Source organism: Nostoc sp., from assembly GCF_036916985.1.
GTDB lineage: Bacteria > Cyanobacteriota > Cyanobacteriia > Cyanobacteriales > Nostocaceae > Nostoc.
In genome coordinates this window covers 1-24985 of the sequence record NZ_JBALFD010000098.1, presented here as the reverse complement: position 1 = coordinate 24985, position 24985 = coordinate 1, and the positions used below count along the sequence as shown (strand labels likewise).

Below are 24985 nucleotides of genomic sequence, written 5' to 3'. Positions count from 1 at the left end.
AATTCTAACAACGACTCTTGTACTCCAAACAAAGTCATCCAAAATGCAATACCCGCCGTTAAATAATCAAGCATTAGCCGTTGTTTTACCCATGTGCTGAAGAGGGTATTTTCTAGAATAAGCTGAAATTGAATTCAGCTGGCACAAGTCAGAAATCAGAATTGAATTCAGGCTCCTGACAACTGAAGTATTTCTTGTTAACTGTGGTATTAGACTGATTTTCGTCAAAGTATTCTTTCAACTGATTTTCGTCAAAGTATTCTTTCATCGGTGCAAAATATAAAAAGCAATGAAAAACCCCAACCTGTTTAAAGGATGGGGGCAGAAATAAAAACACTATATTTCATGATGACACAATTCAATATTTGTTCGACTGCTGTCAGCCTAGAGGTGGGGCAATGAACAAACCACCATCTAGACGCAAGAAAGTTATCCCTGTGGCATCTGGTGAACCAAAGCCAGCCACCGACTCTGCTCCTGAAAATACTTCTAGCGAAGACAACCCAGCCTCAGCAACGATTACGGTTACTGCTGTTGAAATAAGAGAGTTGACCGAAGAAGAACAAAGCTTACGCTTGCAATTGGAACGTCAGGTAGAAAAGGCATTTTTGTCAGCAGGTCAGGCGTTGATGGAGTTGAGGGACAGACGGCTGTACCGTTCCACGCACCGGACTTTTGAAGAATACTGCCGCGAACGCTTCAATTATAGTCGTGACGCGGCTTACTTGAAGATTTCGGCAACTGTCGTTTATGAAAATCTTCAAAAGTTTTTGCCGACCATTGGTCGGCAAATCCCAATGCCGACCAACGAACGACAATTGCGTTTTTTGGCGAAAGCTGAATTGGAACCGGCTGTACAAGCGGATGTATGGCAACAGGCAGTAGAGCAAGCTGGCAATAAAATTCCATCCGGTCGCATAGTAAAAGACGTAGTGGATAGGATACGCGAAAGCACGAAAGTACCCAATCCTTACCACATTGGTGAAATATGCATTCTTTTGCCAAAGGATAACCCAGACTTGAGGGGTAAAGCAGGTTATTGGGGCGTGGTAACTCATGTTGGAGACTATAGCTGTACAGTCCAGACATGGGACGGCGACTACACCGTAAAAATCGAACACCTGAAATCACTGGAATTGCTTGATGAAGATTGCCAATTCATGCAGCAGCTATGTGTGAGGTTACGGCAGTTGCATATTGTTACGGTCAGGGCTTGAATTGATTTTGCACCTGCTAGTTCTGCTTGATCAATCTCGGCACAATACTTCTCGCTTTGTGCATTTTTAACTCGGAATCGGGTTTTGGGAAAAGGGTACTGGGTTTGGGTTAAAGGTTTTTTCTTTCCCTTTTCCCTTTCCCCTTTTCCCCTTAACCGAGAAGTATTGATTTTCGGCATCCTGATCAACAAAAAATACTGCTAGCGTTGCCGTTGCATAACCACAGACCGCGATCGCAGAAGGTTAAAAATTAAATATCTTAGTAAAACTTGTACTAGTTATACACCAATCAAACGCTCGGTTAAACATGATTTCTAACATGAGAGTGTCATACTAACCTTTATCAACAAATTGACAAAGTTTAGTGAAATATATGCTTAATAAAGCTTTCTTAACGAGTCCTCGCAAATTGAGTATATCTACAACAATCAGTCAATCGATGATGAGTAAGCATTTTTGCTCTAACTGTTCAGACATTTTACTCCGTCATGTGCGTTTGGGAGAACTTTACTGGCGCTGTAGTTACTGCTATCAGGAAATGCCCGTTTAGAAAACGGGGGTGGTACGCTAACGTGAACCTATCCCACTAATAATATTTGTGCTATAAAGCTTCAGCTTATTGAGAACTGATAACGAAAACTCAAGGTTTTCAAGCACATTTTAAGGAAAAAAGTAGGGATTTTTAGAATAGTAGGATAGGTTCGTGCCATCAGCACGACAACATCCAAAATTTGGGATTCGGGGAGCGAATTTCAAAGTCCCTCTCCCAAGCTTGGGAGAGGGATTTAGGGTGAGGGCGAAAACTACAGTTCTCAACTTAGATAAGGTTAATTATTTAATTCTCATTTATGACGAACTAATTCTTGGGGAAATCCTGGTGGTAACGACCTGACGAAATAAACCTTGACTGGTTCATCCCGATTTGAGTTCTTCACATAAGATGTACTTAGAAAAGGACGATATTGAGTCTGGTGAGCAAGATATACTTTCATGAAAGCTGTACTAAAAGCCTGAAGATGAATGCGTCCCAATTCTGGGTCACGTCCAGAGAAACCAGAGAAACGGTTAGAAGATGGTAAAATTACGCTACTCACACCACCAATCAAATCAGTATGAGTCCCTTTGTCACCAATACCCAAATACTTGTCTTTGGTAGTCAACCAGGAAAATGCTTGTATTTGTTCCAACAAGACGGGAGTAAGCGTGTCTGAGGCTCCACCAGCAATGACTACAGGAATTTCGATTCGGCTCAGACCTGCTTGCCCAAGAATACTACTAGTAATTGGATTCAGAGCAATCACAGCTTGAACTCGGCGATCGCGTAAATCTAGGTTACTTAAGTTTTGTTGTATCTGTTCATAATCAGGAGAATTTTTTCCCAGTGCTAAAGCACGACACTGCAACAACAACGAAACATTGACCGAATCGGGTTCAGATTTACAATCTTTGTGCAACTGATTAATATTGATGCGTGCGCCAGCTAAGACTAAGGCTGTGTAACCACCGAAAGATTGTCCAATCACACCGACTTGTTGAACGTTGATTTTTCCTTGTAGCCAGGGATCAGATGTTGAACGCTGCTCTAATTGATTAAGCACAAAAGTTACGTCTAAGGGTCGGTCAATTAATTCTGTGTCTGCAAATACTTGTTGGCTTTTACCTATGAGTAGTGCTTCCATTTGGAGAGAATCACTACCAGGATGCTGAGGAACAACAACAGCAAATCCATAGGATGCTAAATTTTCTGCCAAGTAAGCAAAGCTATCGCGATCGGAGCCTAGTCCATGAGAAATGACTACAACTGGTGCAGGTGTTTGACTTTCAGGTAAATAGATATCTGTCTGAATGACTCTAGTTTTAATACTTCCAGTCAGGGATTTACGATTAGTATCCACAAATGCGATCGCTCTCTTCTGCCAAGAAAACGGCCCTGACTTGTTGTATAACTGCGGTAATTTTGAGATATCTACAGGTGGTTCAGTCGATATTTCTGTATTAGACTGTTGCTCAATTACAGAGAGAGCTTGACTTGTCTCCTTGTTCAGAGTGGAAAGTTTATTCATCAGTGCCAAAAGCTCTTGGGAGTTAATCCGAATACTCTGTGAAGGGAAGTAGCGCATCGTATTCAGGAGTGTTAATCCCTCTGGATCAGCCGCCGCTAGAATCAACGCCGCACGAATTGCATAAAAACCGTTTTGTCTTGAATCTGTTTGAATCAATTCACCCGCAGATTTTAACATCGATTCTCCAATTTCTGAATAGAGAAATTGAGAGACTGCTACGGGACTTAATTTTTGTTTTTCAGTCAAAACCTGACGCAGTTGAGCAATATCCTCTGGTTTAAGGTACTTTTTATATGATGCTAGTTGACTGCTAATTTTACCTTCTTGAGCGTAAGTTTTTAAATCAGTAACAGGAAGAGAAAATTCTAAAAGACTGTAAGAAAATTTTATTTGTTCAGCACCGAGAGCTGGCATCATTCCCATACTCAACAGCCCGATAGTGATACCGACCCAAGAAGGAATTTTAAGTTTCATAGCATCCTGTGAATGAGTAATATGAATCACAAACAGACTCGTGTCTTCTAAAGCACGGGCAGTACTTGTATAGAAATGGTATTGGAAGTCAAGGTTGAGAGCGATGCCTGCGGCAACTCCTTCGGAGAACGCATCCCAATCGCTTTCAAGAAACAAGGGCTGCTCTCAAACAGTTAAGCAGGGGCATCTCCCTGAAACTTGACGACTGTTCCTTGACTCTTTCCATTCAAAGCTAATTCTCCAGATTGAGTAGGTTCAGGCGATTGGGGTGGCTTACCTTTAGAGGTAAAGTCTGTGAGGTTTTTGACCACCACATAAAGGACAGGCACCAGCAGCAGGCTCATGATCACGGAGATAAATAACCCACCAAACACCGCCGTACCAAGGGATGTCCGGCTGGCTGCACCAGCCCCGGATGACAGTAGTAGGGGAAGGAATCCACACAGGGAGGCGATGGTGGTCATGAGAATCGGGCGGAGCCGTTGTTGAACTGCATGGAGTACGGCTTGGGCGATGGTCATTCCTTTCTCCCGCGATTGGTTGGCAAATTCTACAATCAAAATCGCGTTCTTACTCGCCAAACCAATCAGCATCACCAATGCCACCTGACAGTACAAATCGTTGACTAACCCGCGCACTGAGACAAATAACAGAGCGCCTAAAATCGCAAAGGGTACTGTCAGTAGGATGATGATTGGGTCGATGTAATTTTCGTACTGCGCTGCCAAGATGAGAAACACAGCCACGATACCAAGACCAAAGATCAGAATTGTTTGTCCGCCAGACTTGGCTTCTTCTCTAGAAATTCCTGTCCAGTCATAACCCAAACCGGGCTGGTCGATCTCCTTAAAGGTCTGCTGCATCGCCGCAATTGCTTGCCCAGAACTGTAACCGGGGGCAGCATTGCCTTGAATCTTGATGGAGCGGAATAAGTTGAAGTGGTTGATGGTTTGGGGCCCAGTAATGGGAGTCACTTTGGCGACTTCATTCAGTAGCACCAGATTACCACTTCGGGAACGGACATTAATTTGACCAATATTGTCTGGAGAGTTCCGAAACTGTTCATCTGCTTGGATATATACTCGATAGCTGTGCTGAGAGAAGGTAAAATCGTTGACATACTGCCCACCCATGTAAGCGCCCAGGGTATTCATTGCCTCACTAAAATCGACATTGAGGGCTTCTAAGCGATCGCGGTTAATGTCAATTTGGTACTGGGGAGTGCTAGCTGTGAATTGAGTGAACACTTGGCGCAAGATAGGATTTTGATTGGCTTTGGCAATTATTTGTTGGGCGATCGCCAGAAATTGATCGATACTCAGTTGTCCGTTGGTGCGGTCTTGAAGCTGAAATTCAAAGCCACCCGTTACCCCATAGCCAGAGACGGCGGGCAGGTTGGATGTAAAGATTAACGCATCCTGATTTTGGGCAAAGATGCCATTTAGCCGTTGCACGATGGCCTTCACTGAATGTTCGTCACCCTGGCGCTCTTTCCAATCTTTCAGCCTAAAGAAAAATGTCCCCTGATTTGGGCCATTGCCATTCAGACCAAAACCAGCAATGACTAGAGACGCTTCCATCTCCGGCACTTCTTTTTTCAGGGTTTGAGACACAGTGTTAACAACTTTTTCGGTGGAGGCGAGGGAAACACCATCGGGAGCCTGAATCAGACCGACGATAATACCTTGATCCTCATCTGGCACAAATCCACTGGGGACGGAAATATATATAAACGCCGTTGCCGCCAGTCCGAGGATAAATAGCCCCAGCACGAACATGCGGATGCGGATCAGGAACTTGCTTAGACTCTCGTATTGCTCCAGTACCCAGCTAAAGCCCCGGTTGAACTGACGAAAAAACCAGCCCAGCGGCCCTCGCCCTTCACCCTCGGTATGATGCAGGAAGAGTCCAGACATACTGGGGGTGAAACTCAGGGCATTGAATAAGGAAATGCCGATGGAGAAGATAATGATCAATGCGAACTGCCGATACATGATGCCGGTCGCGCCCGGAAAAAAGGATACTGGGATAAATACCGCCATCAGCACCAAGGAGGTGGCAATCACCGCCCCAGAAAGCTCCCCCATCGCCTCAAAAGCCGCTTGCCGTCGGTCTAAGCCTTGTTCCATCTTGGCAGCAATCCCCTCTACCACGATGATGGCATCGTCTACCACCAGACCTGTTGCCAGTACTAATCCAAACATGGTCAACGTGTTGAGTGAGAAGCCGAAGAGATAGGCAAAGGCCAATGCACCAATCAGGGATACAGGAACAGCGATCGCCGGAATGATTGTCGCCCGCCAATCTTGCAAAAAGATGAAAATCACCAGCACTACTAGGGCGATGGCTTCCATCAGCGTCTTGAGTACTTCTTCGATTGAGACTTCCACAAATTTGGTGGTGTCGTAGCAGATGACGGCTTTCACCCCTGGAGGAAAGTTTTTCTCTAGCTCTGCAATTTGCGCTTCCACGGCTTTGGCAGTATTCAGCGCATTGCTACCCGGAAGCTGATAGATCAACATCGCAACGCCGGGTTTGCCCTGTACCAATGCCGAAGTTGTATAATCCTTCGCGCCTAACTCGGCTCGTCCCACATCCTTAAGTTTAACCAGTGTCCCGTTAGTGTCGGACTTGATGACCAAATTCTCGAATTCCTTGACATCTTTTAATCTACTATTGATGCGGAGTGGGAAATTCGATTTCTGATCCGTCTTCGTGGGCGCTTGACCAATTGACCCTGCCCCCACCTGAACATTCTGAGAAGTTAGGGCACTGGTGACATCCGTTGCCGTTAATCCTCGACTGGCTAAAGCGTTGGGGTCAAGCCATAGCCGCATCGCATATTGGCGTTCCCCAACCAAAGTTGCATCCCCAACACCAGAGACTCGCTTGATAGCATCGGTGATGTATAGGTCAACATAGTTACTCAAAAAGATGTTGTCATACTCGCTATTTTCGCCATAGAAGCCATAAACTAGGAGAATGCTGTTGGAACGTGCTAGGGTAGTTAATCCAGTTTGCCGCACAGATTCAGGTAAAGTTGGTTCAGCAATCGCAGCTCGATTCTGCACGTTAACTTGGTTAATGTTGCGGTTGCTAGCTGGATCGAACAGAGTTGAAATGGTGCTGGAGCCGTCATTACCACTGCTTGAAGTCATGTACTGCATCCCCTCAACCCCGTTCACTTGCCGCTCAATCACCGTTGAGACGGTATCTTCAACGGTTTGAGAATCTGCGCCAATATAGACGCTAGAGGTTTGCACTTGAATGGGGGCAATTTCTGGTAAGTTGTTAATCGGCAGCAAAGGAATACAGATGCCACCAATCAGCAAGATTAGGATGGTGCAAACCGTTGATAAGACAGGTCGCTTGATAAAGGTGTCTGCGATCGACATGATGATTAACTCTCAAGAAATACAGGGAATGGGGAGTAGGGAGTGGGGAGTGGGGGAAGAAAGATGTTTGTTTCACTCCTGGCAGGTGGTGCGCCGCCTGTCGGCCGCTTCTAAGGTTGTGGTTGAACGGGGACACCATCTCGCAGTTTGAGAATATTAGACACCGCTAGGCGATCGCCTGGTTTAATTCCTTCTAAAATTGGATAGGCATCGCTTTGCACTTCGCCCAACTTCACAGGTTTTTGATGGACAACGAATTGCGGCTTTTCTTTTGACTTGTCTTCTTGCGCCACTTTTTCCTTAGATTTGTCTTCTTCCACTACAAAGACAAAATTCTGTCCACCAATGCGACTCACCACTTGAGTTGGAATCAAAATCCCTGGTTGCTGGCTCCAGACAATCCGAGCGCGAACATATTGCCCATCCCGCAATTTGCCACCGGAATTAGCAAATCGAGCTTTCACTAAAATAGATTGAGATGTACTCACTTGTGGCGAGATAAAGTTAATGCCGCCAGTAGTTAAACGCTTACCTGTGTTGGCATCCAGTAGCTGTACAGGTAATTCCCGACGCAGTTGAGCAGCATTGTTGGATGGCACCGAAATTCGCATATCTAGGGCATCGTTTTTGGTAATTGTGGTCAAGGCTCCGCCAATATTCACGTAATCGCCTACTTTGACGGAGAAATCGCCCACAATACCATCAAGCGGTGCAACCACCTGCTTTTGGTTGAGATTCACTTGATTTGAGGCAACTTGAGTCTGGGCTTGCTGCACGTTCGATTGTGCTTGCTTGACACTGGCTTGACTGGCGTTCACCTGCTTTTTAGCAGCATTTAGGGTAGCGATCGCTGCATCTAAGTTGTTTTGAGCAATATCGAGTTCTTGCCTTGCCTGTGCGCCTTCTGTTACAAGCATCTTGGTTCGCTGGAACTGCACTTGCTGTAATTTCACATCTGCGGCGGCTTTAACTTCATTGGCTTGTTGTTGTTCAAGTTGTGCCTGGGCGGTTACTACAGCCGCCCGATTAGAGTTAACCGTAGCAATGGCGCTGGAGACATTGGCTGTAGTCTGATCCAAACTTAAAGATAGAATCGGCGTTCCCTTGCTGACGCGATCGCCACTGGCTACAAATATGCGTTCGATTCGCCCTTGAATTTGCGGCTGAAGCGAAACGCGTTCCTGGGCTTCTAATGTGCCAACAAACTCGGAGGTAGATTGAACTTGACTCGATTCAACAGTCTGCACCTTAACCGGAAGAGGTGGTGGCGCTTTTGCTGGCGGAGCTTTTCGGTTGCCTAATAATTGCCAGCCCACAAAGCCCCCACCCCCAATTAGTAGAACTGCCAGTATGACCCAAAGCCATGTCTTGCGCTGTCGCGGGGGTTTAGAAGCGGTTTCTTCAGTATTGATCGGATCTGTTGAGACTGGCGCTAAGACTGAACCAGAGCGGTTTGCAGCACTGTTTTTCAGATCAGCAGTTGGCTCAGAAGATACAGATTCAAATGGGCGATCGAGTGACATAAGATATTCAACTCCGTCAAGATTCGTAATTCAGATTAAATCTGGGTTTCCAAGTTTGAATCTACCGTAAATATTTTTTAAATTGGTATAAACTACAGCAGAAACTCTGCACCTAAAGCAGTGATCTTTGGGATTATTTTTGGCAGCGCTAAAGCAAAAAATATTGGCAGCTTAATCTCTGCGTTCAGCCGCCATTTGCCAAATTCTTTCTAGGATTTGAATTTGCCGTAGCCGGATTGCTATTAGTTCATCGCGTATTTTGTGCCGCCTTCTAACCCGAACTCCGATATAGAAGAAGACTGCTGCGACACAAAGACAGGCAACAAACAAACTATCAAATTGGTTTGTTTGTTGGGTGAGGTTAATTTGATTTAGTTGTTCAGTCACTGAAGCTAGAAATTGGGAGTGTACTGTGATATCAGTGGGAGATAATCTATTCATATATATATGCTTTTTTTAATAATTAGTCTTATCACAACCTACACATTTTTATTTTTTAGGCAAAACCTAAGCGGTATTGCAACATACCCGTTGCTGGGGTAGGAGAATTCCCGGACTGGAGGCTCTTAAACAGTCCGGATAAAGGGCTGTATTTTAACTTAGCCCCATTGGTTCAAAGCCTTAGACAGCGACCGACATACTGATTCCATGACTGATTGATTTTGTCTAGCATCTGCCTCACCTAACTGACATCCTCGTTGCTAACGATTATGAACTCGCCTGCTTGGATTTGAGTCTCGTACTTCAGTACCTCGTGTTTCGGGATTCCTAACCCGGACAATTTATTTTAATCGTGTCTTACTTCTTTGTAGTTACCGCAGCGGCTTCGGCATCTAGTCTAGCGGCGATCGCTTCTAAGGTTGCTTTTTCAGCCTCTTCAATGGTGGCGATCGCTAGGAAGGTTGCAGTAGCTTTCTGAAATTTGGCTAGATTATTGTCAAGTTAAAATTGAATCTCATCTTGAGTTTTTTTGCCGCACATTTAATAGTTACAAATTTTGCCCAATATAACCTCTACCTTTTGAACGTTTTAGTAGAAGTTATACAATTAACACGCTATTTAACCCCTTTTCAAGACATAATTGCTCTTACATAATATTTGACTGGGAAGAGTGGGGAAAACTGTTAACTTATACGTTCTTCAAAGCTTACGTTTTATCTCGTAGTCAATCACTAAATGAGCAAAACAAACAACGCTCTGTCATATTACAGGAAAAGAGCTTTTTATTTGACCTAATCAGGAGGTTATCTTTTAATCTTTATTCGACCTACCCACAAGTCTCGCCTCCTCTAAGACTACGATTTCTTCAGTCATATTTGGCGCTGAAAATCCTAATCGCGTACAGAAAGATTATGAATAACATCTGTGCGATTACGGCCGAATAAGTTTTGACGACAACCGATGTAACAAGCCTGTTCTCATTGAACTTATAGTTTTCGACACAAATGGGCATAGGAACCAATAATGAATCAGTCTTTTTAATTATCTTTAGAGCAAGAGTTTATGAATAGCTACAAGGGAAAATTTACCCTAGAGAACCTCCTTTTTAACGCTAATTTACAGGAATTTACGCACCAGATTAGCGACATCTATGGATTAAGCAACCAAGGTACAATTTCCCACAAAGAGGCTTACACCCAGATTCAGGTCTTATTTGAAGCACTCAAGCGTTCCAAACAGGAACTTAGAATTGGCGAAAACTCTTGACAGTGCAATGTCAAAGACTAATAAGTAGGGGCGAAATTAGCGAGGCTGTCCTTAGCCGCCACTTAACTTTTAAAATCTTTGCTGTGTAAAGCTGACAATGAAAATGCACAACATATTAGCGCTGGGGGAAAATGGATGATTTCAAGTCCCCATTAGCGGAACTGGTAAGTAGTCCAGTGGAAGTGCTGCCGTCCAGTAGACTAGTGGATAAATTCAAAGCGCCCACTTTCTAAAAAAGGGCGCTTTGATTGCCCCGACCGTGTAACGACTCTTCTCGGTCGAGGTTCAATACTTTTAGGTTAAGGGAGAAAGGGGAAGGGGTAAAGGTAAATTCAAACCCTTACCCCTTCGCCTTTAACCTTTCCCCAGATCAAAAGAGAGATTGTTGGGTTTATCCGAAAAGTATTGGGTCGAGGTTTATTAAATTTCTTATTACCATTTTCCCATTCTTTTCTTGGCGAGACGCTACGCGAACAATTTTGCGTTAGCATACCACCCTCGTTTTCTAAAAGGGCATTTCCTGATAGCAGTAACTACAGCGCCAGTAAAGTCCTCCCAAACGTACATGACGGAGTAAAATGTCTGAACAGTTAGGGCAAAAATGCTTACTCATCATCGATTGACTGATTGTTGTAGATATACTCAATTTGCGAGGACTTGTTAATAAAGCTTTATTAAGCATATATTTGACTAACCTTTATCAACAAATTGACAAAGGTTAGTATGACACTCTCAGATTAGAGATCATGTTTAACCAAGCGTTTGATTGGTGTATAAGTTGTACAAGTTTTACTAAAATATTTTATTTTTAACCTTTATTTAATAACTTTTAAGCGTTTATCTGTCGTATGGTGTAATTCTATTTAAAAAAATATTTACAACATATAAATTGGCTATAGCAGAAGTATACATCTGTATGCCTCTACCCATAGATCATTATTCTTGAATAAATTCTGTCTCTTGTTCTCTTTGAGATAATTTATTCTTTGGAGGTCTTTTAAGCAGCCGAAGTTTCATCCACTGGAAGGAAACAAGGTTGAGTAACAGACCGATGATGAACAAAATCAGCATAAGCACAACCTGATACCAAGCGATCGGTTGCACCACTAAATCTGCAACAAGATGGCAAAAATTTAGTACGGTATATAATACGGTTAAACCAAAGTGAATGCTTCGGTAGCGACTTGAGTCAGTAAACACAGTAGCAACGATCGCAGCCATCGGGAACACAAAAAAGCCCAACATTAACCACATAATCGGGGCAACTTCTGCTATGCTTTGTGCGTGGGAGTCAGCCACACTAAGACCGTGAAAAAGAGGCATTAATCCCAACTGACTGTGAAAGAGAAGTCCCAACAAGAAAACAATCCAAAGGGTAATAATTTTTTCTTGATGTTTTATTACCATACTGTTTTACACTCCCATTATTTTTTCAGTAATTCGATTTTTGGTAGCTAACAGAATAAGAATAGAGTAGCAAGGATATTGTAGCGAGAGAGCGCTTTTAAGCTTTTCATTTTAATTATTGTGTTGGAGAGCTTATAGCTGCCACCTTCAGATATCCATAGTACTCTTGGAATCCTAATTTTAAGCAACTAAATTTGAGATTTTTGTAACGATTTGAAGGCTTTCAGTACAACTTATACAACCTAGACGCAATTCAACCTTGATTTCCAACAGCAGAATGTCACAGTAAATCTGGTTAGTAGATTCGCGATCAAAAAATTATGAAATTTGTAAAAGTATTTCTTGCTGCCGTTACATTAATTACTGCTTCAGTTAGCCCCGCCTTTGCTGATGCCAAAGTTGAAATTTTAGGTGCAAGTTATGGTGGTAGCGGTTGTCCCAATGAATCCGCTAGTGTGAGCATTAGTCCCGATGGTCAAGAGCTAACCATTTTATTTGACAAGTTTGCAGCCATCGGAAATGTCGCCGCAGAAAGGCGAAAAAGCTGTAATTTGAGTATTCCGATCAAATTACCCCAAGGTTTTCAAATTTCCCTTTATGATGCTGATTATCGGGGTTATATTGCTCCCGGAACCACTGGGACACTAAGAGCAGAGTACTTTTTTGCTGGTACCCGCGGCCCAGTCTTTTCTCGGACTTTTAGTGGCGAAACTGACTATAATGTTCGAGATAGCTTGGCGACGGTAGCTAATGTTTGGTCGGGCTGTGGTGACAGTGTAAATATGCGGGTGAATACTGCGATGACTGCCAAAGGTCAAGGGATGGCTACTGTTGACTCCTTCGATCTTGCACACCGAGGTTTGGTTTATCACATAAAATATCGTACCTGTCGTAAAAACTAGTACACTTCCGGATAATTCCGGCACAGAAAATTTATTCTGAAACCTTTTATCTAGTGGGATTTTTACTCATAGTAAACGCAGAGTACAGTACATACTTTGCGCTAGCGTAAAAGCAAATATTGACCCTAGCGCAAAATATATATTCTCTACTGTATTGTTGCCCAAGAGTATGAAGTGATTAAATCAGAATAGGGAGCAGAATTGACCCAACAAGAGACACAGTTAGGATTTGGCGACTTAGCCAATCAGCGTTTTCGCGCAGGATATGCAGAATACTACCGTGAACCACTGTTTCTATATGTATCCGCTCCTGTAGAGGGAAAGAGTAGCGGCTTTTGGGGGTGCTGGATAATTCCTGTACCCCTTCGACTACATAGCGGTTAGGGACATGACTTAGAATATGGGCAATTAACTTTTGGCGTAACTCATGAATCGAAAAAGCTAATTGATAAGGATGTTCAGGGTACTCATAAGCTGTTACGCAGCTAGATTGTATAATATTAGATTAAGTAATTAATTTAGTATCAGCCATCTATGCCAGCAAAAAATCATCTTTCCCAAGAGCAGAAGGAACGGCTACTAAAAACGCTAAAAGAGCATGAAAATCCCTACGTAAGAGAAAAGATTCTGATTTTATTATTAATGAATGATGGAAAAACTTATCAAGACATTAGTAAGTTTTTAGATATTGCATATCCAACAGTAGCATATTGGGCAGTTCACGGCGATCCAGATAACTTAGAAAGTTTTTTAGATGGAAGAAGAGAAGGTAACTTCCGTAAAGTTACCAAAGAATACGAGAATTTATTATTAGAAATAATTGAAAAAGAACCAATTGAGTATGGATATGAATTTGGCCGTTGGACAGCAGCAAGACTAGCCACATACCTTACAGAGATAACAGGAATTAAGTTAAGTGGTTCGCAAGTTGGGAGAATATTAGAGCGAAAAAAGTACGTTTACCTTTGGGCAAAATACAGCCTAGAGGACAAACAGAATCCTGAAATACGTAATACCAATTTAATATGAAGCTGCATAGAATAAAGCTTCCAGGATAAAGTTGTAAGAAGAGACTGAAATTACCTGCTCAAATGAAAGTTGGTCGAATATTTCTTGGATGCGTTCACGTAAAGCTTGTAAAGAAGAGAAAAGTTGATTTTTGAGCGGTTTCTTGAGGAGTTGCCAAAGTCTCTCAATCGGGTTGAGTTCAGGGGCTGATGCTGGTTGAAACAGAGGAATAATATTCTCCGGCCAACGGAGCTTTGAACTTGTATGAGCAGGTGCTTGATCAATCTGTAAAATAGCGTAATCGCTACCTAATTGCACAGATAGCCAGTCCAAAAACTGTTGAAAACACTCGCCATCCAGTTTTGGGTATTCATAAAGAAAATGGTCTCCAGTCAACGGTTCAATGGCTCCATAAATCCAAAAATTGTCACGAGGCCATATTACCTTAACAGTGGGCTTGACTCCGGAAGCTGTAATGACTTTTCCTGTAAGAGTTTTGAGTCCAACCCTAGTTTCATCCTGGCACAGATAGCGAACACACTTGCCGGGTGCTAAATGTTCTTCTAGACAATTAAGAATGATTCCGAGTTTTTTTTAAACTCAGATACCAACTTTTCATCCTGCTTGTGGCTTTGAGGACGTGGCACTTTTAGTTTTGCTCCTAATCGATATCGAACCCACGCATAAACCGTTGCATACTCTATATCTTGCCCATGTTCTTGTTTCAACCAATCAACTATTGCGCCATAGCTACTAAAGCCCTTTCCTGTTTTTAACTCCTCCTCAAGTGCTGCGATCGCAGCATCATCGATTTTCCGTTTTGCTCCTGGTGCTTTTTTAATTTCTAATAAGCCTGATATGCCATCAGTTCTGTACTTCTGCAACCATCTTGTGACCGTTGAAGTATCTTTTGCCAAGCGTTGTCCGATTTCTTGCTGCTCCTTAACCTGCCCGTTTTTTATCCACCTCAGCATCATAAGCTTTTCTTTCTGATTTCCTAAATTTGCTGTTTGTAGACGTTTTTTAAGTTCTTCTTCGCTCTCTGCGATTTCAATCTTAAAAGGGCGGCTCATGGTTATTTTAATTTATCGAGTTTGTTTTCTCTATTATATGCAGCTTCATATAAAATTGGTATAAGGCATTTAAAGAAAAATTCTTCAGTTTATTTAAGAATAACAAAGGAGGCTCCAGAGCTTTTACAGGTATGGTTTTGGGATGAGAGTGGATTTAGTTTAAGAGTGATAAGAAGAAAAAATTGGGGTAAAAAAGGTACAAGAAAACAAATCACAGGGCAAAGAAGGAGAGGAAGAGTAAATATTATGGGAGGGTTACGTTATCACGACAAGAAAAGAATGAATTTTGTGATTAAAAAAGGAAATGCAGATGTATTTTATGAGCAGCTTAAATCTTTAAATAATTTTCTCATTCCTTGAATGGATAGAGCAAGGAAATCCAACTGAGACTTTTAATAAATGTTCGGCGAAAATAGTGATTATTTTAGATAATGCCAGTTTCCATAAAAGAAAAGATATTTTAGCCCATATTAAGACAGAAATGCCAAATATTATCCTTGAGTTTCTACCACCTTATAGCCCTGATTATAATTTGATTGAATTAGTTTGGCATTCAGCAAAAGAATATATAGCTCATAGATTGTTTGAATCAGTATCACAGCTAGAAGAGTTATTAAATAAATTGTTAAATGAAGGAGGTCTGATTATTAAATGGGAGCGCAAGATTAAAAATAAAGGTAATGCTGTTTATTAAATTTAGCTGCGTATCAGCTTATAAGACATTCTCAATTTCTTGAATGACTATTGGCAATGTTAAATTAATCAACGTATGTGACATTAGTGTTGTTTGATACAGATGTTTACTTTCGAGCCTAGATTCATTTGGTTAACTGTGCAGTCTGTTATTAAAAACATTTCCAAATATTTCTAATTGCTCTTCTTGTGAAGAGTGTAACAACCGGACGTTTGAAATCGAGTATTTACAAGAGTTTGATGGATAGTTGAATTGTATAAGTTGATTAACGATGCAGAAAAAACCTAGTCCAGATTAATTTTGCAATATAACTCTCTTTGAGGAATTAACCGCCAAAGCGATGCCTACGGCGGGCTGCGCCTACGCCATTCCCTCTCCTTAAATTCCTTTTGTTGTCCTAACGATTTTTTAGGAGAAAGCAAAAGAGAAAATATTTAGTTCTTGAAGCCTGTTTCGCAGATATAACCCAAGTTGCTAGTCACTCTTATAAGCGTAGGCGTAGCCCGCCGCAGGCATCGCTTTCAGCCGATAATTGATAATTATTTACATTAATTAACAATAAACTCATGGGTTAAATGATATAATTTATTTAACTTTAATAAGCAAATCATTGCTTTTTATTATGAAAACTCCAGAACTTCTGAGACGATACGCAGCAGGAGAACGGGACTTTAGTAACGTAAGCTTAATTCAGGTCTGTCTGACTAATGCAAATCTGATTGGGGTACATCTCAAGGGAGCGGACTTGATTGGTAAAGACTTAAAGGGAGCATATCTGACTGATGCACATATTAGTCAGGCGAAACTCAATCAGGCAACTTTTGCTGATTCACGAATGATTGAAGTATGCCTAATTAGTGCAGAAATGGTTGATGCAGACCTGAGTGGAACAGACTTGACGGGAGCAGATTTAAGTGGAGCTGATTTAAGCTGTGTCAAGCTAGGTGGAGCCAACTTGAGGGGGGCAAACTTAGGTGAGACAGACCTCACCGGAGCGGATCTTAGGGGAGCGGAACTGAGTGAAGCTAACTTGAAAGGGGCAAAGCTAGCTGGGGCAGATATGGACGGGGCATATTTAGATAAGGCAGACCTGACTGGCGCAGATATGGAGGGGGCAAATATGCGGAGAGTCGGATTAACTGGAACAAAAATGCCCGATGGAACAGTTCACGATTAAGTGACTTGAGTGATTTTTAACCTAAGTTTATACATCAAGGCAATAATGGGGCTGCGATGATAGATAATTACTGCCTGACACATAAGTTGTTTGTCCAACGTTTGTTCAGGCAGTAATCAACACTATCTTAATGATGTTGATAATACCATTATCCTCAGAAACATCTGGTATTGTAACAGTAGCATTATTCAGCCTAGACAATGAAAAAATGTTGTTAGTGATAAATATATAGTGATAAGCTAATTGGCATTTAAGTTGCATAATCAGGGCGCTCATGTTGCCCACCCCACAAGATATTGATAAAATTTTAATCTGCAAATTAGATGTGTTTTAGCTTAATAGAAATTTAGTATTTATACTCCGATAATTCAGTAACTATTTCCAGATTTTTGTATTGCTTTTTATATTACAAAATGACGTGCGTAATGTGGGTTAAATACTTAGCCTCGGCGAGGGGATGAGAAATTGTTCTGGGGTGGATCGGGGTGGGTGCGATTGGCTCTGCCACTGCCCCTTGGGCAATCGCTGTTCTAGCGATATCCTGATGGTAGAATAAATGTAAAATTAAGAACATTCATAATGTTACATGAATTTCTCTTAGCAGAACGTGACGAAATTCTCGCCTTGTGTTCAAAAAAGATCACGGGTCTTGGTGATTCCATGAGTTCGAGCGACGAAATGGAAAGAGGATTACCTGTGTTCTACGATGAACTCATTGAGGTATTACGTGCTGATGCTGATATAGATGAATCTAGGGAACCAGATAACAATTCTATAGAAAGTCGTCACAAAGCCGCAGCAGAGCGCCGGGGGAAAGAGTCGTTAAAACTTGGCTACAGCATTTCTCAAGTTGTTCATGGCTACGGCGCTCTTTGTCAAGCTATCACTCAGTATATTCAGGAGAATAGTAGTGAAACAGCATCCCCTCGTGAATTCAATCGATTAAATTTCTGCCTGGATATCGCTATCGCTGAAGCGGTTACAGAGTTTAATCGAGGTCAGCGCGAGAATGCAGAGCGGGATGAGGTTCTACGTCTTGGATTTCTAGCACATGAGTTGCGAAATGCGTTGACCTCTGCTAGTTTAGCTTCCCAACTTATAATCACAGGGAAAGTCGGAGCCAATGGAAGTACATCTCGTATTCTTGAAAATGCCCATAAGCGGATGAGAGACATTATTGATCGTTCACTTGTTGAGGTGCGACTGCGGAACGAATCAACCGGACAATATCAGAGATGTCGAGTTATTCATCTAGTCAGTGAAGTTGAGGCTACTGCATGGTTTGAAGCAAGTGGGAAATCAATTGAGGTGCGTGTTGAGGTAGCACCGGAATTGGAGGTTTTAATAGATCGTCACCTAATAATATCTGCCTTATCGAATCTGGTTCAAAATGCTATTAAGTTCACGAAGCAGGGGGGGATTGTATGGATACGCGGTAAGGCTGTAGGTAGACGTGTTTTGCTTGAAATAGAGGATCAATGTGGAGGACTCCCGCCTGGTGAGGCGGAAGAACTTTTTAAAGCTTTTTCTCAGATGGGAACAGATAAATCAGGATTAGGGATTGGGCTTACAATCTCACGACGCGCCGTATCGTTAAACAAAGGTATACTCTCAGTTCAGGATATCCCCCATCAAGGATGTGTCTTCTCAATTGATTTACCCAAAGCCTCCTCCTCTCTCCCCACTACATAATCCTCTAGCTCTATCTTCGCTGCTCTGACTTATGTAAACTCCAACTATTTTTCTAGTATTTTTAGCTTTGGATAAAAATAAATAATTTTAGTTACTAAATCTCTATTATTACTACATATTTACCACTACCAAGAGCTAGAGTATTTTTTCTTAATTGTGTATATCCTTGAACCTTGGAGAGAGTGATCACCACAGAAAAAACTCTAGGATGAAAGATGTTAATAAAAGTTTGAGTGCTTGATTTTAGGATCAAGTTTTCGTCAGATGGTCAAGCGATCGCTCGAAGCATCACTCACTGGGATTCAAGAGGCTAAAAGAGCGTTTGTTCGCAAAGGGTGGACACAAGACACTCTAGCAGCAGAAGTCAACCTCAAGACTAGACAACCAATTTGGCGGTTTTTCAGTGGTCGTCCAGTTGAGCGTCATACTTTTATTGAAATTTGTTCAGTGTTGTCACTGAATTGGCGGGAGATTGCGACTAATCCTCCAGAAGAATTTTTGTCACGAGAAGAATACGCCCAGCCGACTGTACTCGATATTGATAAGTTAGTACAGAAAGTGCGATTGCAACGCTTCGACAAAATTCAAGACCAGTGTGGTATTTTGCAGTTGTTGGATATCGGCCGTCCAGTTGCGATCGATGACATATATATAGATGTGAATATTTTGGAGTCAATTGCCAGTCTTCAGTGGTTAGAGATCACTGATCTGCAAAACCTTGATCGCAAAGAATTTGACCGTATTGGCTTAGGTGAAGTTGACGAGAAACAAATACCTGGTACACAGGCAGTTGAAACATACTCCAAGCTCAGGGTGCTAGGCAAACCAGGAGTAGGTAAAACCACCTTTTTGCAACATCTTGCCATTCAATGTAACCAAAGCGCATTTGCGGCAAATCAAGTACCAGTCTTGATCACACTGAGAAACTTTGCCCAAGAGTCTAAGATTACCAACGAGTTCAGCCTATTAAACTACATCCGCCAGGAATTTATCACATCTGGAATTTCCGATCCCTCAGTCATCGAAACCTTGCTGAATGAAGGTAGGGTATTACTGTTGCTTGATGGCATGGATGAAGTTCTTAACCAACAAAGCAATCCTGTCTTAAACGAGATTCGGAGGTTTTCAGAGAAGTATCACAAAAATCGGTTCGTGGCGACTTGTCGAACAGCAGCTCAAAAACTCCGACTCCGAGGATTTACCGATGTTGAAATTGCCCCATTTACCTTAGAACAAATCCGAGCCTTCGCTCAAAAATGGTTTCTGGCCTTTACCAAGACCAACATTAAAGATGGTCTTGCCCACTCCGTTAAGTTTATTCAGAAGTTGGAATTAGATGAAAATTGGCAATTTCGCCAACTCGTCGTCACACCCCTATTTCTGCATCTTGCCTGCTGGGTGTTTCACGGTAAAGAAAAATTTCCGACTAAGCGGACTGACTTTTATAAAGAAGGTTTAGACCTTCTATTAGGCAAATGGGATGAAGCCAGAGGCGTTGAACGGGATGACGTTTACGGAGGGTTTTTATTATCACAAAAACTCAAGTTATTCAGTCAAATTGCCGCCGCGACATTTGAGCAGGGTCAGTACTTTTTTGAGCAACGCATCGTTGAGCAATACATTGGTGACTATATTGACAATCTAAGCAACGTGCCAATGGATGCAGAAGAACTGCAAATAGAAAGCGAAGCAGTGCTAAAGTCAATCGAGGCTCAACATGGACTACTGGCAGAACGGGCGCGAGGAATTTTTTCATTTTCCTATCTGGCATTTCAAGAATATTTCACAGCAAGGAAAATTGTTGCCAGCCATAACTTAGACGCATTTGGGCAAGCACTATCCGGTCTAGTCAGTCATATCACCGACCCGCACTGGCGCGAAATCTTTTTGTTAACCGCTACCATGCTCAGGAGTGCAGACTCTCTAGTACTGTTGATGAAGCAACAGATTGATACACTCGTTGCCCAAGATGCTTATTTACAAGAGTTTTTGACCTGGGCTAGCCAAAAATCTCGCAGTATTCCTACCCAATCAAAAGATGCGACAGTGAGAGCATTTTACCTCGCTTTGAGTCGGACTCCTCACATAGCTTCTCACTTTGCCCTAGCCAGCAGCCTCGACCAAGGGATGTTTCTGGATGCGGCATTAGATGACCTGCTCGTGGAGTGTGCAATTGATGGGAGCCAAAGCTTTGCCCACATCCACGCCTGCGGAGATGCTATGAGCAACATTCTGGGTATTGTTCTGGATGTTGGACTCCATAAATCCCTGCAACAACTCTCTGACCAGTTGCCAAATTCTGGTCAAAGTCAACAACGGTTTGAGCTATGGTCGCAAACGAACTATTCAGCTTGGGCTGAACAGGTAAACAAAACGGTGATTAATTACCGCAATATTAACCACCAGTGGCAGTTTAACTCTGAGCAAGAGCAAGTGTTGCAACGCTACTATGATGCTAATCAGTTACTACTCGATTGCCTACATAGCAATTGTGAGGTGACAGCTGCTATTAGGCAAGAAATTGAAGCCACTTTATTGTTGCCGACAAAAGAACTTGAGGATAGGGAATGGCAATAATTCTTTTGGTTAATTATTCTTTAGGCCCGCCTCAAAACCTCCACGAAAAGATAACGGGAAAAATCAGATACGTAATTTGGTTTAAGTAAATCGGGAGCTTATCTCCTATTCATCAAGGTTTTTATGGGTGTTTGACCAAGCCTCTAAAAAGCCAAGAGTCACTTTGGCTTCGTTACTCTCAGCTAAACCGCTTCCGAAGAACGCACCAATATCTGTAGAATCATCTCCACCAGCTAAATCTGATAAACTGCGGAAAGCAATGAAAGGAATTTCGTTAGCATAAGCAACGTGAGCAAATGCTGTAGTTTCCATGTCTACCGATACAGCTTTAATAGTTTTAAAAACATAATTTCTGTAGTCGGGATTAGCAAGAAAAGCTGGCGCAGTTATACCTCTACCACCAATCCGCAGCATTGGCTGAGTTGATATACAAAGATTTGGTTGCTTCGGGCCACATTTGTCAAGTTGCGGACGAAGTGTTTTGGCGATAGCCAACATTTCTGCGTCAACTTTATAATCAAACTTATACTCTCCATTTGGGAAGTTTGAACTATTTCTCACAAAAGTGTCCCGCATAAACAAGCCTGAACCGACCAAACCATTTGTTGTTGGCACTTGATAATCAGAATTTGCTGTACTAGTAAAAGTAGATAACTTCAAGCCAAGACACAACAAGTCCCCTGGCGTTCCACAGGGAGTTGGAATATTGCTGTCACGGTTCCAGTAGACTTCTAAAGGCAGCGACCATTTGCTAGGGATAGCAACATCGCCAATGTGATAATTTGGATCTACACCACCAGCAATTCCACTGAGTAACAAGTGATTAATATTAAAGTTATCGATCGTCAATTGAGTAAGCATTGATGCGTTCTCGACGCTTACTCCAGTCAAAACAATCACTACATTGTTACCTCTTAGCTTTCCTGTAGTGAAGATATTGCCGTTGATTGTATATTGATACTTATTAGTAGTTTCCGCCAACAAAATATCTGCTTCTTGACCAAATGCAGAGAGAATACCGATACGCGGTTTACACTCTGTCAGACAACCTTTTATTTTTCTTTCCCGCGCACTTACTTGAGTTGCAGTCAAAGAAAGACATACAAAGGCAATTGTACATGCACGTTTTATTTTCCAGGAGAGCATATTAGTACCTTTTATATTGTCAAAAAAATGATTTTGGTATAGTACATGGCTGAGACTGCGATCGCTTGCAGTGATGACCCCCCGCCTTTGGTGCAAGGTCAATAACTAGTGGTCTGCCAAGGAAACAATGCAAAGGTGGTTAGCAGAGGGGCAGAGGGGCAGAGGGGCAGAGGGGAAAGAACTTGGTATTTGCCTCTCCTCTGCTCCCACTAGCGAACCTGCTCCTCTGCCGACCTCCACCCAGCAATTTTGGGTTGGCGAACTACTAGGGGGTTGATGCCGAATGGTGATTCCATGTTGAGGGGGTAGCAAACCTCACCTGGCAGCCCTAAATCCCCATGAAAATCTATGTTTATGCAGCGTACACTCGGTATAAAGCGCGGGAGTTCATAAGCGATCGCCCATTGAAGTCACAAATCCCACGCCCGGAAAACAAATCATTCAGTGTAGGTAATCAGAAATAAAGCCAATCCTTCGGCAAACCGAGCCTACAAGCAAGGAAAATCGTTACTGAAATGATCACTTATTTTTTGTTCTGAACCTCGAAACCCTATCTCTTTCGTACCTGCACCTGTTTGTAGGGACTGCCCAACTTTGATCGCAGATTCTTTAATCGATTTGTTTTTCATCATGACTAGTTTCTACTTTGAATATATAGTCTCGTCTTGTTTACGCCATGCTGGATCAACTATGCATAGAAATACTAGTGATTCTGCCCCAGAATTGCGAATAAATTGTCTAGCATTCGGTGGAATATAGATAGCATCTCCTGCTTCTACTATCTCTAGTTCATCATCTATGTGTATTTCTCCCTGACCACTAAGGATGTAGTAAACTTCCGAAGTTGTTAAAGAATGAGGTGTAGAAGTTTGTCCAATTGACACTACTGCATGAGCTAGACTATATCGTAATTTCAAAGGTTGCTTATCAGGATGTAATAATTCTCGCAGTCGAGTGCCATCACCTGTAATGAATTCTGCACACGCATTCAGTTTTTGTACTAGCACTGTCTAAAAACCCTTTAAAAAAATAAGTATAAATGATTGTGGCTGGCGAGGGATTGCCAAGGCAGCAACGCAAGTTTTCTACATTTTCCACTTTCTACAAGTTCTATGTGTTTTCGTTTTATTTCTAGCCAGTTGTAGAGTGGGAACTGAACGGGAGCAACGCGAAAAAGTGAGATCATCGTGAAAAGAGCAATCTTTAGCAAGGAAAGCAGGGGAAGTAAAGAGAAATGAACATCGACATAAAACCCCTATTGGTATCCAGGTACTATGACGAGGTTGATTAAAATTACACGACAAGAGTGAAGGTTGGCAGCTTGCAAAAGAGACTTAACGGGAAAATTCAGGTTGAACAATCACTTCTTCAAACTGAATTCTAGAGTTTAAGCGATCGCTTTAGTTAATGATTCTTTTTTCCTGGGCGATCAGATTGCTCCTCCTCTCAAGAACAGCTTATCTGGACTGATAACTTTTTTAAGCGAACCGTATTGAGAGTTATCCTGTTTTGCCACTCTCGGAAAACAATAATCAAGAGCCAAATTCTGAAACTTTGATTTAGTCAAGGTTTGAGGCTTTATTCTCGCTCCAGAAACTGAAATTGGAGATAAAAAGTGGAAACTTAAGCTCCGTAACCCTTTCACCTATTGCGTTCTCCCAGAATGACAAAACAGGGTTATTTAGCGATACCCATAACGCCACTGATGCGTGCTGCGATCATAGTAGCGGTAACGTTGGCGATGATTCTGATCGTGGCTCCTTTGGTAGCTACCACGGTCACGATTATAGTTGCGATCAGAATCACGATTATAGTTACGATCGCGATTATAGTTGCGATCAGAATCACGATTATAGTTGCGATCGCGATTATAGCCATCACAACGATGATCCCTACAGTACTGTTCACGAGATTCAGCATTAGCATTTGGTGAAAGAGCCAAAATAGAGCTAGCACTGATCAGAATAGCTAAAGTAGCGAGAGTAAAACGTTTCATGCTTTTATCCTGTAAAAAGTTGTGTCGAGATTTTCCACTTCGATAGTAAAGCTCCCATTTTAAAAACCTAAATAGCAGTAACAGTGATCGTTGTTGCTACCTGATTTTAGTATGGGCAACTTACTGAGCCGCTTATGTACGCTCAATACCTATCTTTATTATTAGCAATATCACCTTCAAAAGGTTGAACTCCTGTTGCTGGGTAATCATCATCTCTAGGGCCAAAAATTCTACTAACTGCACCTAAAATATAGGAGATTACTTGCATAGCCCCATTTATAATTGATTTCAGTATTTTTGAGAGAGACATAAATTATTCTCCTGATTTATTTTTGCTGTTAAAAACTTATTTCTTGGTTGATTTACTATTATTTAACCTCAATTTATAACTGTAAACATCCCTCTAATTGGGTAGTAACTATATTTAATAAATAATTATCAAAGAAATTCTCATTATTTTGATTTCATCTAGCAATCTTTAAAAATAATTTATCTATTTTATCTGAGATCCAATCATCAAAAAAATATTTAAATCTTTACAAAACCTTTTTTGATTATTGTATTCTTAAAGTCTGACTACACCCTCAAGTCTGAGGAGGTTTGTTGACAATGAATGCAGATTTTTTTCTACCTTCAAATATTAGCTATGTAAGCCTTTGTACTTTTCTGATACAAATTATTTAAAAGCTAAATTATTTTATAATTAAGAATGTACTCGATTTTGGATAGGTCATATAGAGTTTGGTGCAGCTTTCTCCCCGCCTACCGCAGCAAATACGGCCAAATGGTCTCCCGTGAATATCTTCTGCACTCGCAAGTCACAGCGCACCAGAGTCGGGATGCCCTAGCTATCTAATTGGTATACAAAGCAGGTAAGCTGAGGAAAGCACCTAGCAGCAGTAAAAAATTAGTGATAGTAAAGTTGCCTCGCCAT

19 protein-coding genes and 2 pseudogenes are annotated in these 24985 nt (G+C 41.8%); 10 read left to right on the top strand and 11 right to left on the bottom strand.

Annotated features, from left to right (window positions below; all coding sequences use genetic code 11):
- Positions 1 to 398 precede the first annotated feature (398 nt).
- Positions 399 to 1217, top strand: a complete 819-nt coding sequence (locus tag V7L07_RS33380) for a hypothetical protein (protein WP_335063939.1) — start codon at positions 399 to 401, stop codon at positions 1215 to 1217.
- 842 nt (positions 1218 to 2059) lie between these two features.
- Here the strand turns inward: V7L07_RS33380 and V7L07_RS33375 are convergent.
- From V7L07_RS33375 to V7L07_RS33360, 4 genes are all read right to left on the bottom strand, one after another.
- Entirely contained in the window at positions 2060 to 3910 is a 1851-nt protein-coding gene (locus V7L07_RS33375; RefSeq protein WP_335063938.1) for an alpha/beta hydrolase, read from the bottom strand.
- A gap of 17 nt (positions 3911 to 3927) precedes the next feature.
- Positions 3928 to 7149 (bottom strand): efflux RND transporter permease subunit, encoded by a 3222-nt coding sequence (locus V7L07_RS33370; RefSeq protein ID WP_335063937.1) that lies wholly within the window; start codon positions 7147 to 7149, stop codon positions 3928 to 3930.
- A 110-nt stretch (positions 7150 to 7259) separates the two neighbouring features.
- Positions 7260 to 8672 (bottom strand): efflux RND transporter periplasmic adaptor subunit, encoded by a 1413-nt coding sequence (locus V7L07_RS33365; protein WP_335063936.1) that lies wholly within the window; start codon positions 8670 to 8672, stop codon positions 7260 to 7262.
- Between the two features lie 171 nt (positions 8673 to 8843).
- On the bottom strand, positions 8844 to 9113 hold the full coding sequence (locus tag V7L07_RS33360) for a hypothetical protein (RefSeq protein WP_335063934.1): 270 nt from the start codon (positions 9111 to 9113) through the stop codon (positions 8844 to 8846).
- A gap of 352 nt (positions 9114 to 9465) precedes the next feature.
- Between V7L07_RS33360 and V7L07_RS33355 the strand changes: the two genes are divergently transcribed.
- Both V7L07_RS33355 and V7L07_RS33350 read left to right on the top strand, forming a co-directional pair.
- Positions 9466 to 9591, top strand: a complete 126-nt coding sequence (locus V7L07_RS33355; RefSeq protein WP_335063932.1) for a hypothetical protein — start codon at positions 9466 to 9468, stop codon at positions 9589 to 9591.
- Positions 9592 to 10175: 584 nt separating this feature from the next.
- On the top strand, positions 10176 to 10379 hold the full coding sequence (locus V7L07_RS33350) for a DUF7219 family protein (protein ID WP_335063930.1): 204 nt from the start codon (positions 10176 to 10178) through the stop codon (positions 10377 to 10379).
- 936 nt (positions 10380 to 11315) lie between these two features.
- Here the strand turns inward: V7L07_RS33350 and V7L07_RS33345 are convergent.
- On the bottom strand, positions 11316 to 11786 hold the full coding sequence (locus V7L07_RS33345) for a hypothetical protein (RefSeq protein WP_335063928.1): 471 nt from the start codon (positions 11784 to 11786) through the stop codon (positions 11316 to 11318).
- Between the two features lie 320 nt (positions 11787 to 12106).
- Between V7L07_RS33345 and V7L07_RS33340 the strand changes: the two genes are divergently transcribed.
- From V7L07_RS33340 to V7L07_RS33330, 3 genes and pseudogenes are all read left to right on the top strand, one after another.
- Entirely contained in the window at positions 12107 to 12688 is a 582-nt protein-coding gene (locus V7L07_RS33340; RefSeq protein WP_335063926.1) for a DUF4360 domain-containing protein, read from the top strand.
- Positions 12689 to 12889: 201 nt separating this feature from the next.
- On the top strand, positions 12890 to 13072 hold the full coding sequence (locus tag V7L07_RS33335) for a hypothetical protein (RefSeq protein ID WP_335063924.1): 183 nt from the start codon (positions 12890 to 12892) through the stop codon (positions 13070 to 13072).
- A gap of 150 nt (positions 13073 to 13222) precedes the next feature.
- Positions 13223 to 13699, top strand: a pseudogene (locus tag V7L07_RS33330) (helix-turn-helix domain-containing protein); the annotation flags it as partial.
- Between the two features lie 9 nt (positions 13700 to 13708).
- Here V7L07_RS33330 and V7L07_RS33325 read toward each other — a convergent pair.
- Together V7L07_RS33325 and V7L07_RS33320 are read right to left on the bottom strand one after the other, a co-directional pair.
- Positions 13709 to 14275, bottom strand: coding sequence for an IS630 family transposase (locus V7L07_RS33325; RefSeq protein WP_442936109.1), 567 nt, complete (start codon positions 14273 to 14275; stop codon positions 13709 to 13711).
- The gene (locus V7L07_RS33320) at positions 14260 to 14769 is read right to left on the bottom strand and encodes a helix-turn-helix domain-containing protein (RefSeq protein WP_335063922.1); all 510 of its coding nucleotides are present in this window, start codon (positions 14767 to 14769) and stop codon (positions 14260 to 14262) included. Before V7L07_RS33320 ends, V7L07_RS33325 begins: the two co-directional genes overlap by 16 nt.
- Positions 14770 to 14831: 62 nt before the next feature.
- On the opposite strand from V7L07_RS33320, the pseudogene V7L07_RS33315 reads away from it, so the two are divergent.
- The 4 genes and pseudogenes from V7L07_RS33315 to V7L07_RS33300 all read left to right on the top strand — a co-directional run.
- Positions 14832 to 15463, top strand: a pseudogene (locus tag V7L07_RS33315) (IS630 family transposase); the annotation flags it as partial.
- Positions 15464 to 16085: 622 nt separating this feature from the next.
- On the top strand, positions 16086 to 16640 hold the full coding sequence (locus tag V7L07_RS33310; RefSeq protein ID WP_335063920.1) for a pentapeptide repeat-containing protein: 555 nt from the start codon (positions 16086 to 16088) through the stop codon (positions 16638 to 16640).
- A 579-nt stretch (positions 16641 to 17219) separates the two neighbouring features.
- Entirely contained in the window at positions 17220 to 18332 is a 1113-nt protein-coding gene (locus tag V7L07_RS33305; RefSeq protein ID WP_335063919.1) for a sensor histidine kinase, read from the top strand.
- A 264-nt stretch (positions 18333 to 18596) separates the two neighbouring features.
- A complete protein-coding gene (locus V7L07_RS33300; RefSeq protein WP_335063941.1) occupies positions 18597 to 20909 on the top strand; it encodes an NACHT domain-containing protein in 2313 nt (770 codons plus the stop codon).
- Positions 20910 to 21014: 105 nt separating this feature from the next.
- Here V7L07_RS33300 and V7L07_RS33295 read toward each other — a convergent pair whose 3' ends face one another.
- The 4 genes from V7L07_RS33295 to V7L07_RS33280 all read right to left on the bottom strand — a co-directional run bounded on the left by V7L07_RS33295 (position 21015) and on the right by V7L07_RS33280 (position 24361).
- Positions 21015 to 22151 carry a 5'-methylthioadenosine/S-adenosylhomocysteine nucleosidase gene (locus tag V7L07_RS33295; protein WP_335063918.1) on the bottom strand — a complete coding sequence of 379 codons (1137 nt, stop codon included), beginning with the start codon at positions 22149 to 22151 and terminating at the stop codon, positions 21015 to 21017.
- A 545-nt stretch (positions 22152 to 22696) separates the two neighbouring features.
- A complete protein-coding gene (locus tag V7L07_RS33290; RefSeq protein ID WP_335063917.1) occupies positions 22697 to 23062 on the bottom strand; it encodes a cupin domain-containing protein in 366 nt (121 codons plus the stop codon).
- Between the two features lie 674 nt (positions 23063 to 23736).
- Positions 23737 to 24051, bottom strand: coding sequence for a hypothetical protein (locus V7L07_RS33285; RefSeq protein ID WP_335063916.1), 315 nt, complete (start codon positions 24049 to 24051; stop codon positions 23737 to 23739).
- Between the two features lie 142 nt (positions 24052 to 24193).
- On the bottom strand, positions 24194 to 24361 hold the full coding sequence (locus tag V7L07_RS33280; protein ID WP_334703271.1) for a hypothetical protein: 168 nt from the start codon (positions 24359 to 24361) through the stop codon (positions 24194 to 24196).
- Positions 24362 to 24985 lie beyond the last annotated feature (624 nt).

Bases quoted from the DNA above. Each gene is read 5' to 3' on its own strand.
- V7L07_RS33380 (WP_335063939.1), top strand. From the start codon at position 399: ATGAACAAACCACCATCTAGACGCAAGAAAGTTATCCCTGTGGCATCT.
- V7L07_RS33370 (WP_335063937.1), bottom strand. From the start codon at position 7,149: ATGTCGATCGCAGACACCTTTATCAAGCGACCTGTCTTATCAACGGTT.
- V7L07_RS33365 (WP_335063936.1), bottom strand. From the start codon at position 8,672: ATGTCACTCGATCGCCCATTTGAATCTGTATCTTCTGAGCCAACTGCT.
- V7L07_RS33360 (WP_335063934.1), bottom strand. From the start codon at position 9,113: ATGAATAGATTATCTCCCACTGATATCACAGTACACTCCCAATTTCTA.
- V7L07_RS33350 (WP_335063930.1), top strand. From the start codon at position 10,176: ATGAATAGCTACAAGGGAAAATTTACCCTAGAGAACCTCCTTTTTAAC.
- V7L07_RS33345 (WP_335063928.1), bottom strand. From the start codon at position 11,786: ATGGTAATAAAACATCAAGAAAAAATTATTACCCTTTGGATTGTTTTC.
- V7L07_RS33340 (WP_335063926.1), top strand. From the start codon at position 12,107: ATGAAATTTGTAAAAGTATTTCTTGCTGCCGTTACATTAATTACTGCT.
- V7L07_RS33320 (WP_335063922.1), bottom strand. From the start codon at position 14,769: ATGAGCCGCCCTTTTAAGATTGAAATCGCAGAGAGCGAAGAAGAACTT.
- V7L07_RS33310 (WP_335063920.1), top strand. From the start codon at position 16,086: ATGAAAACTCCAGAACTTCTGAGACGATACGCAGCAGGAGAACGGGAC.
- V7L07_RS33305 (WP_335063919.1), top strand. From the start codon at position 17,220: ATGTTACATGAATTTCTCTTAGCAGAACGTGACGAAATTCTCGCCTTG.
- V7L07_RS33300 (WP_335063941.1), top strand. From the start codon at position 18,597: ATGGTCAAGCGATCGCTCGAAGCATCACTCACTGGGATTCAAGAGGCT.
- V7L07_RS33285 (WP_335063916.1), bottom strand. From the start codon at position 24,051: ATGAAACGTTTTACTCTCGCTACTTTAGCTATTCTGATCAGTGCTAGC.
- V7L07_RS33280 (WP_334703271.1), bottom strand. From the start codon at position 24,361: ATGTCTCTCTCAAAAATACTGAAATCAATTATAAATGGGGCTATGCAA.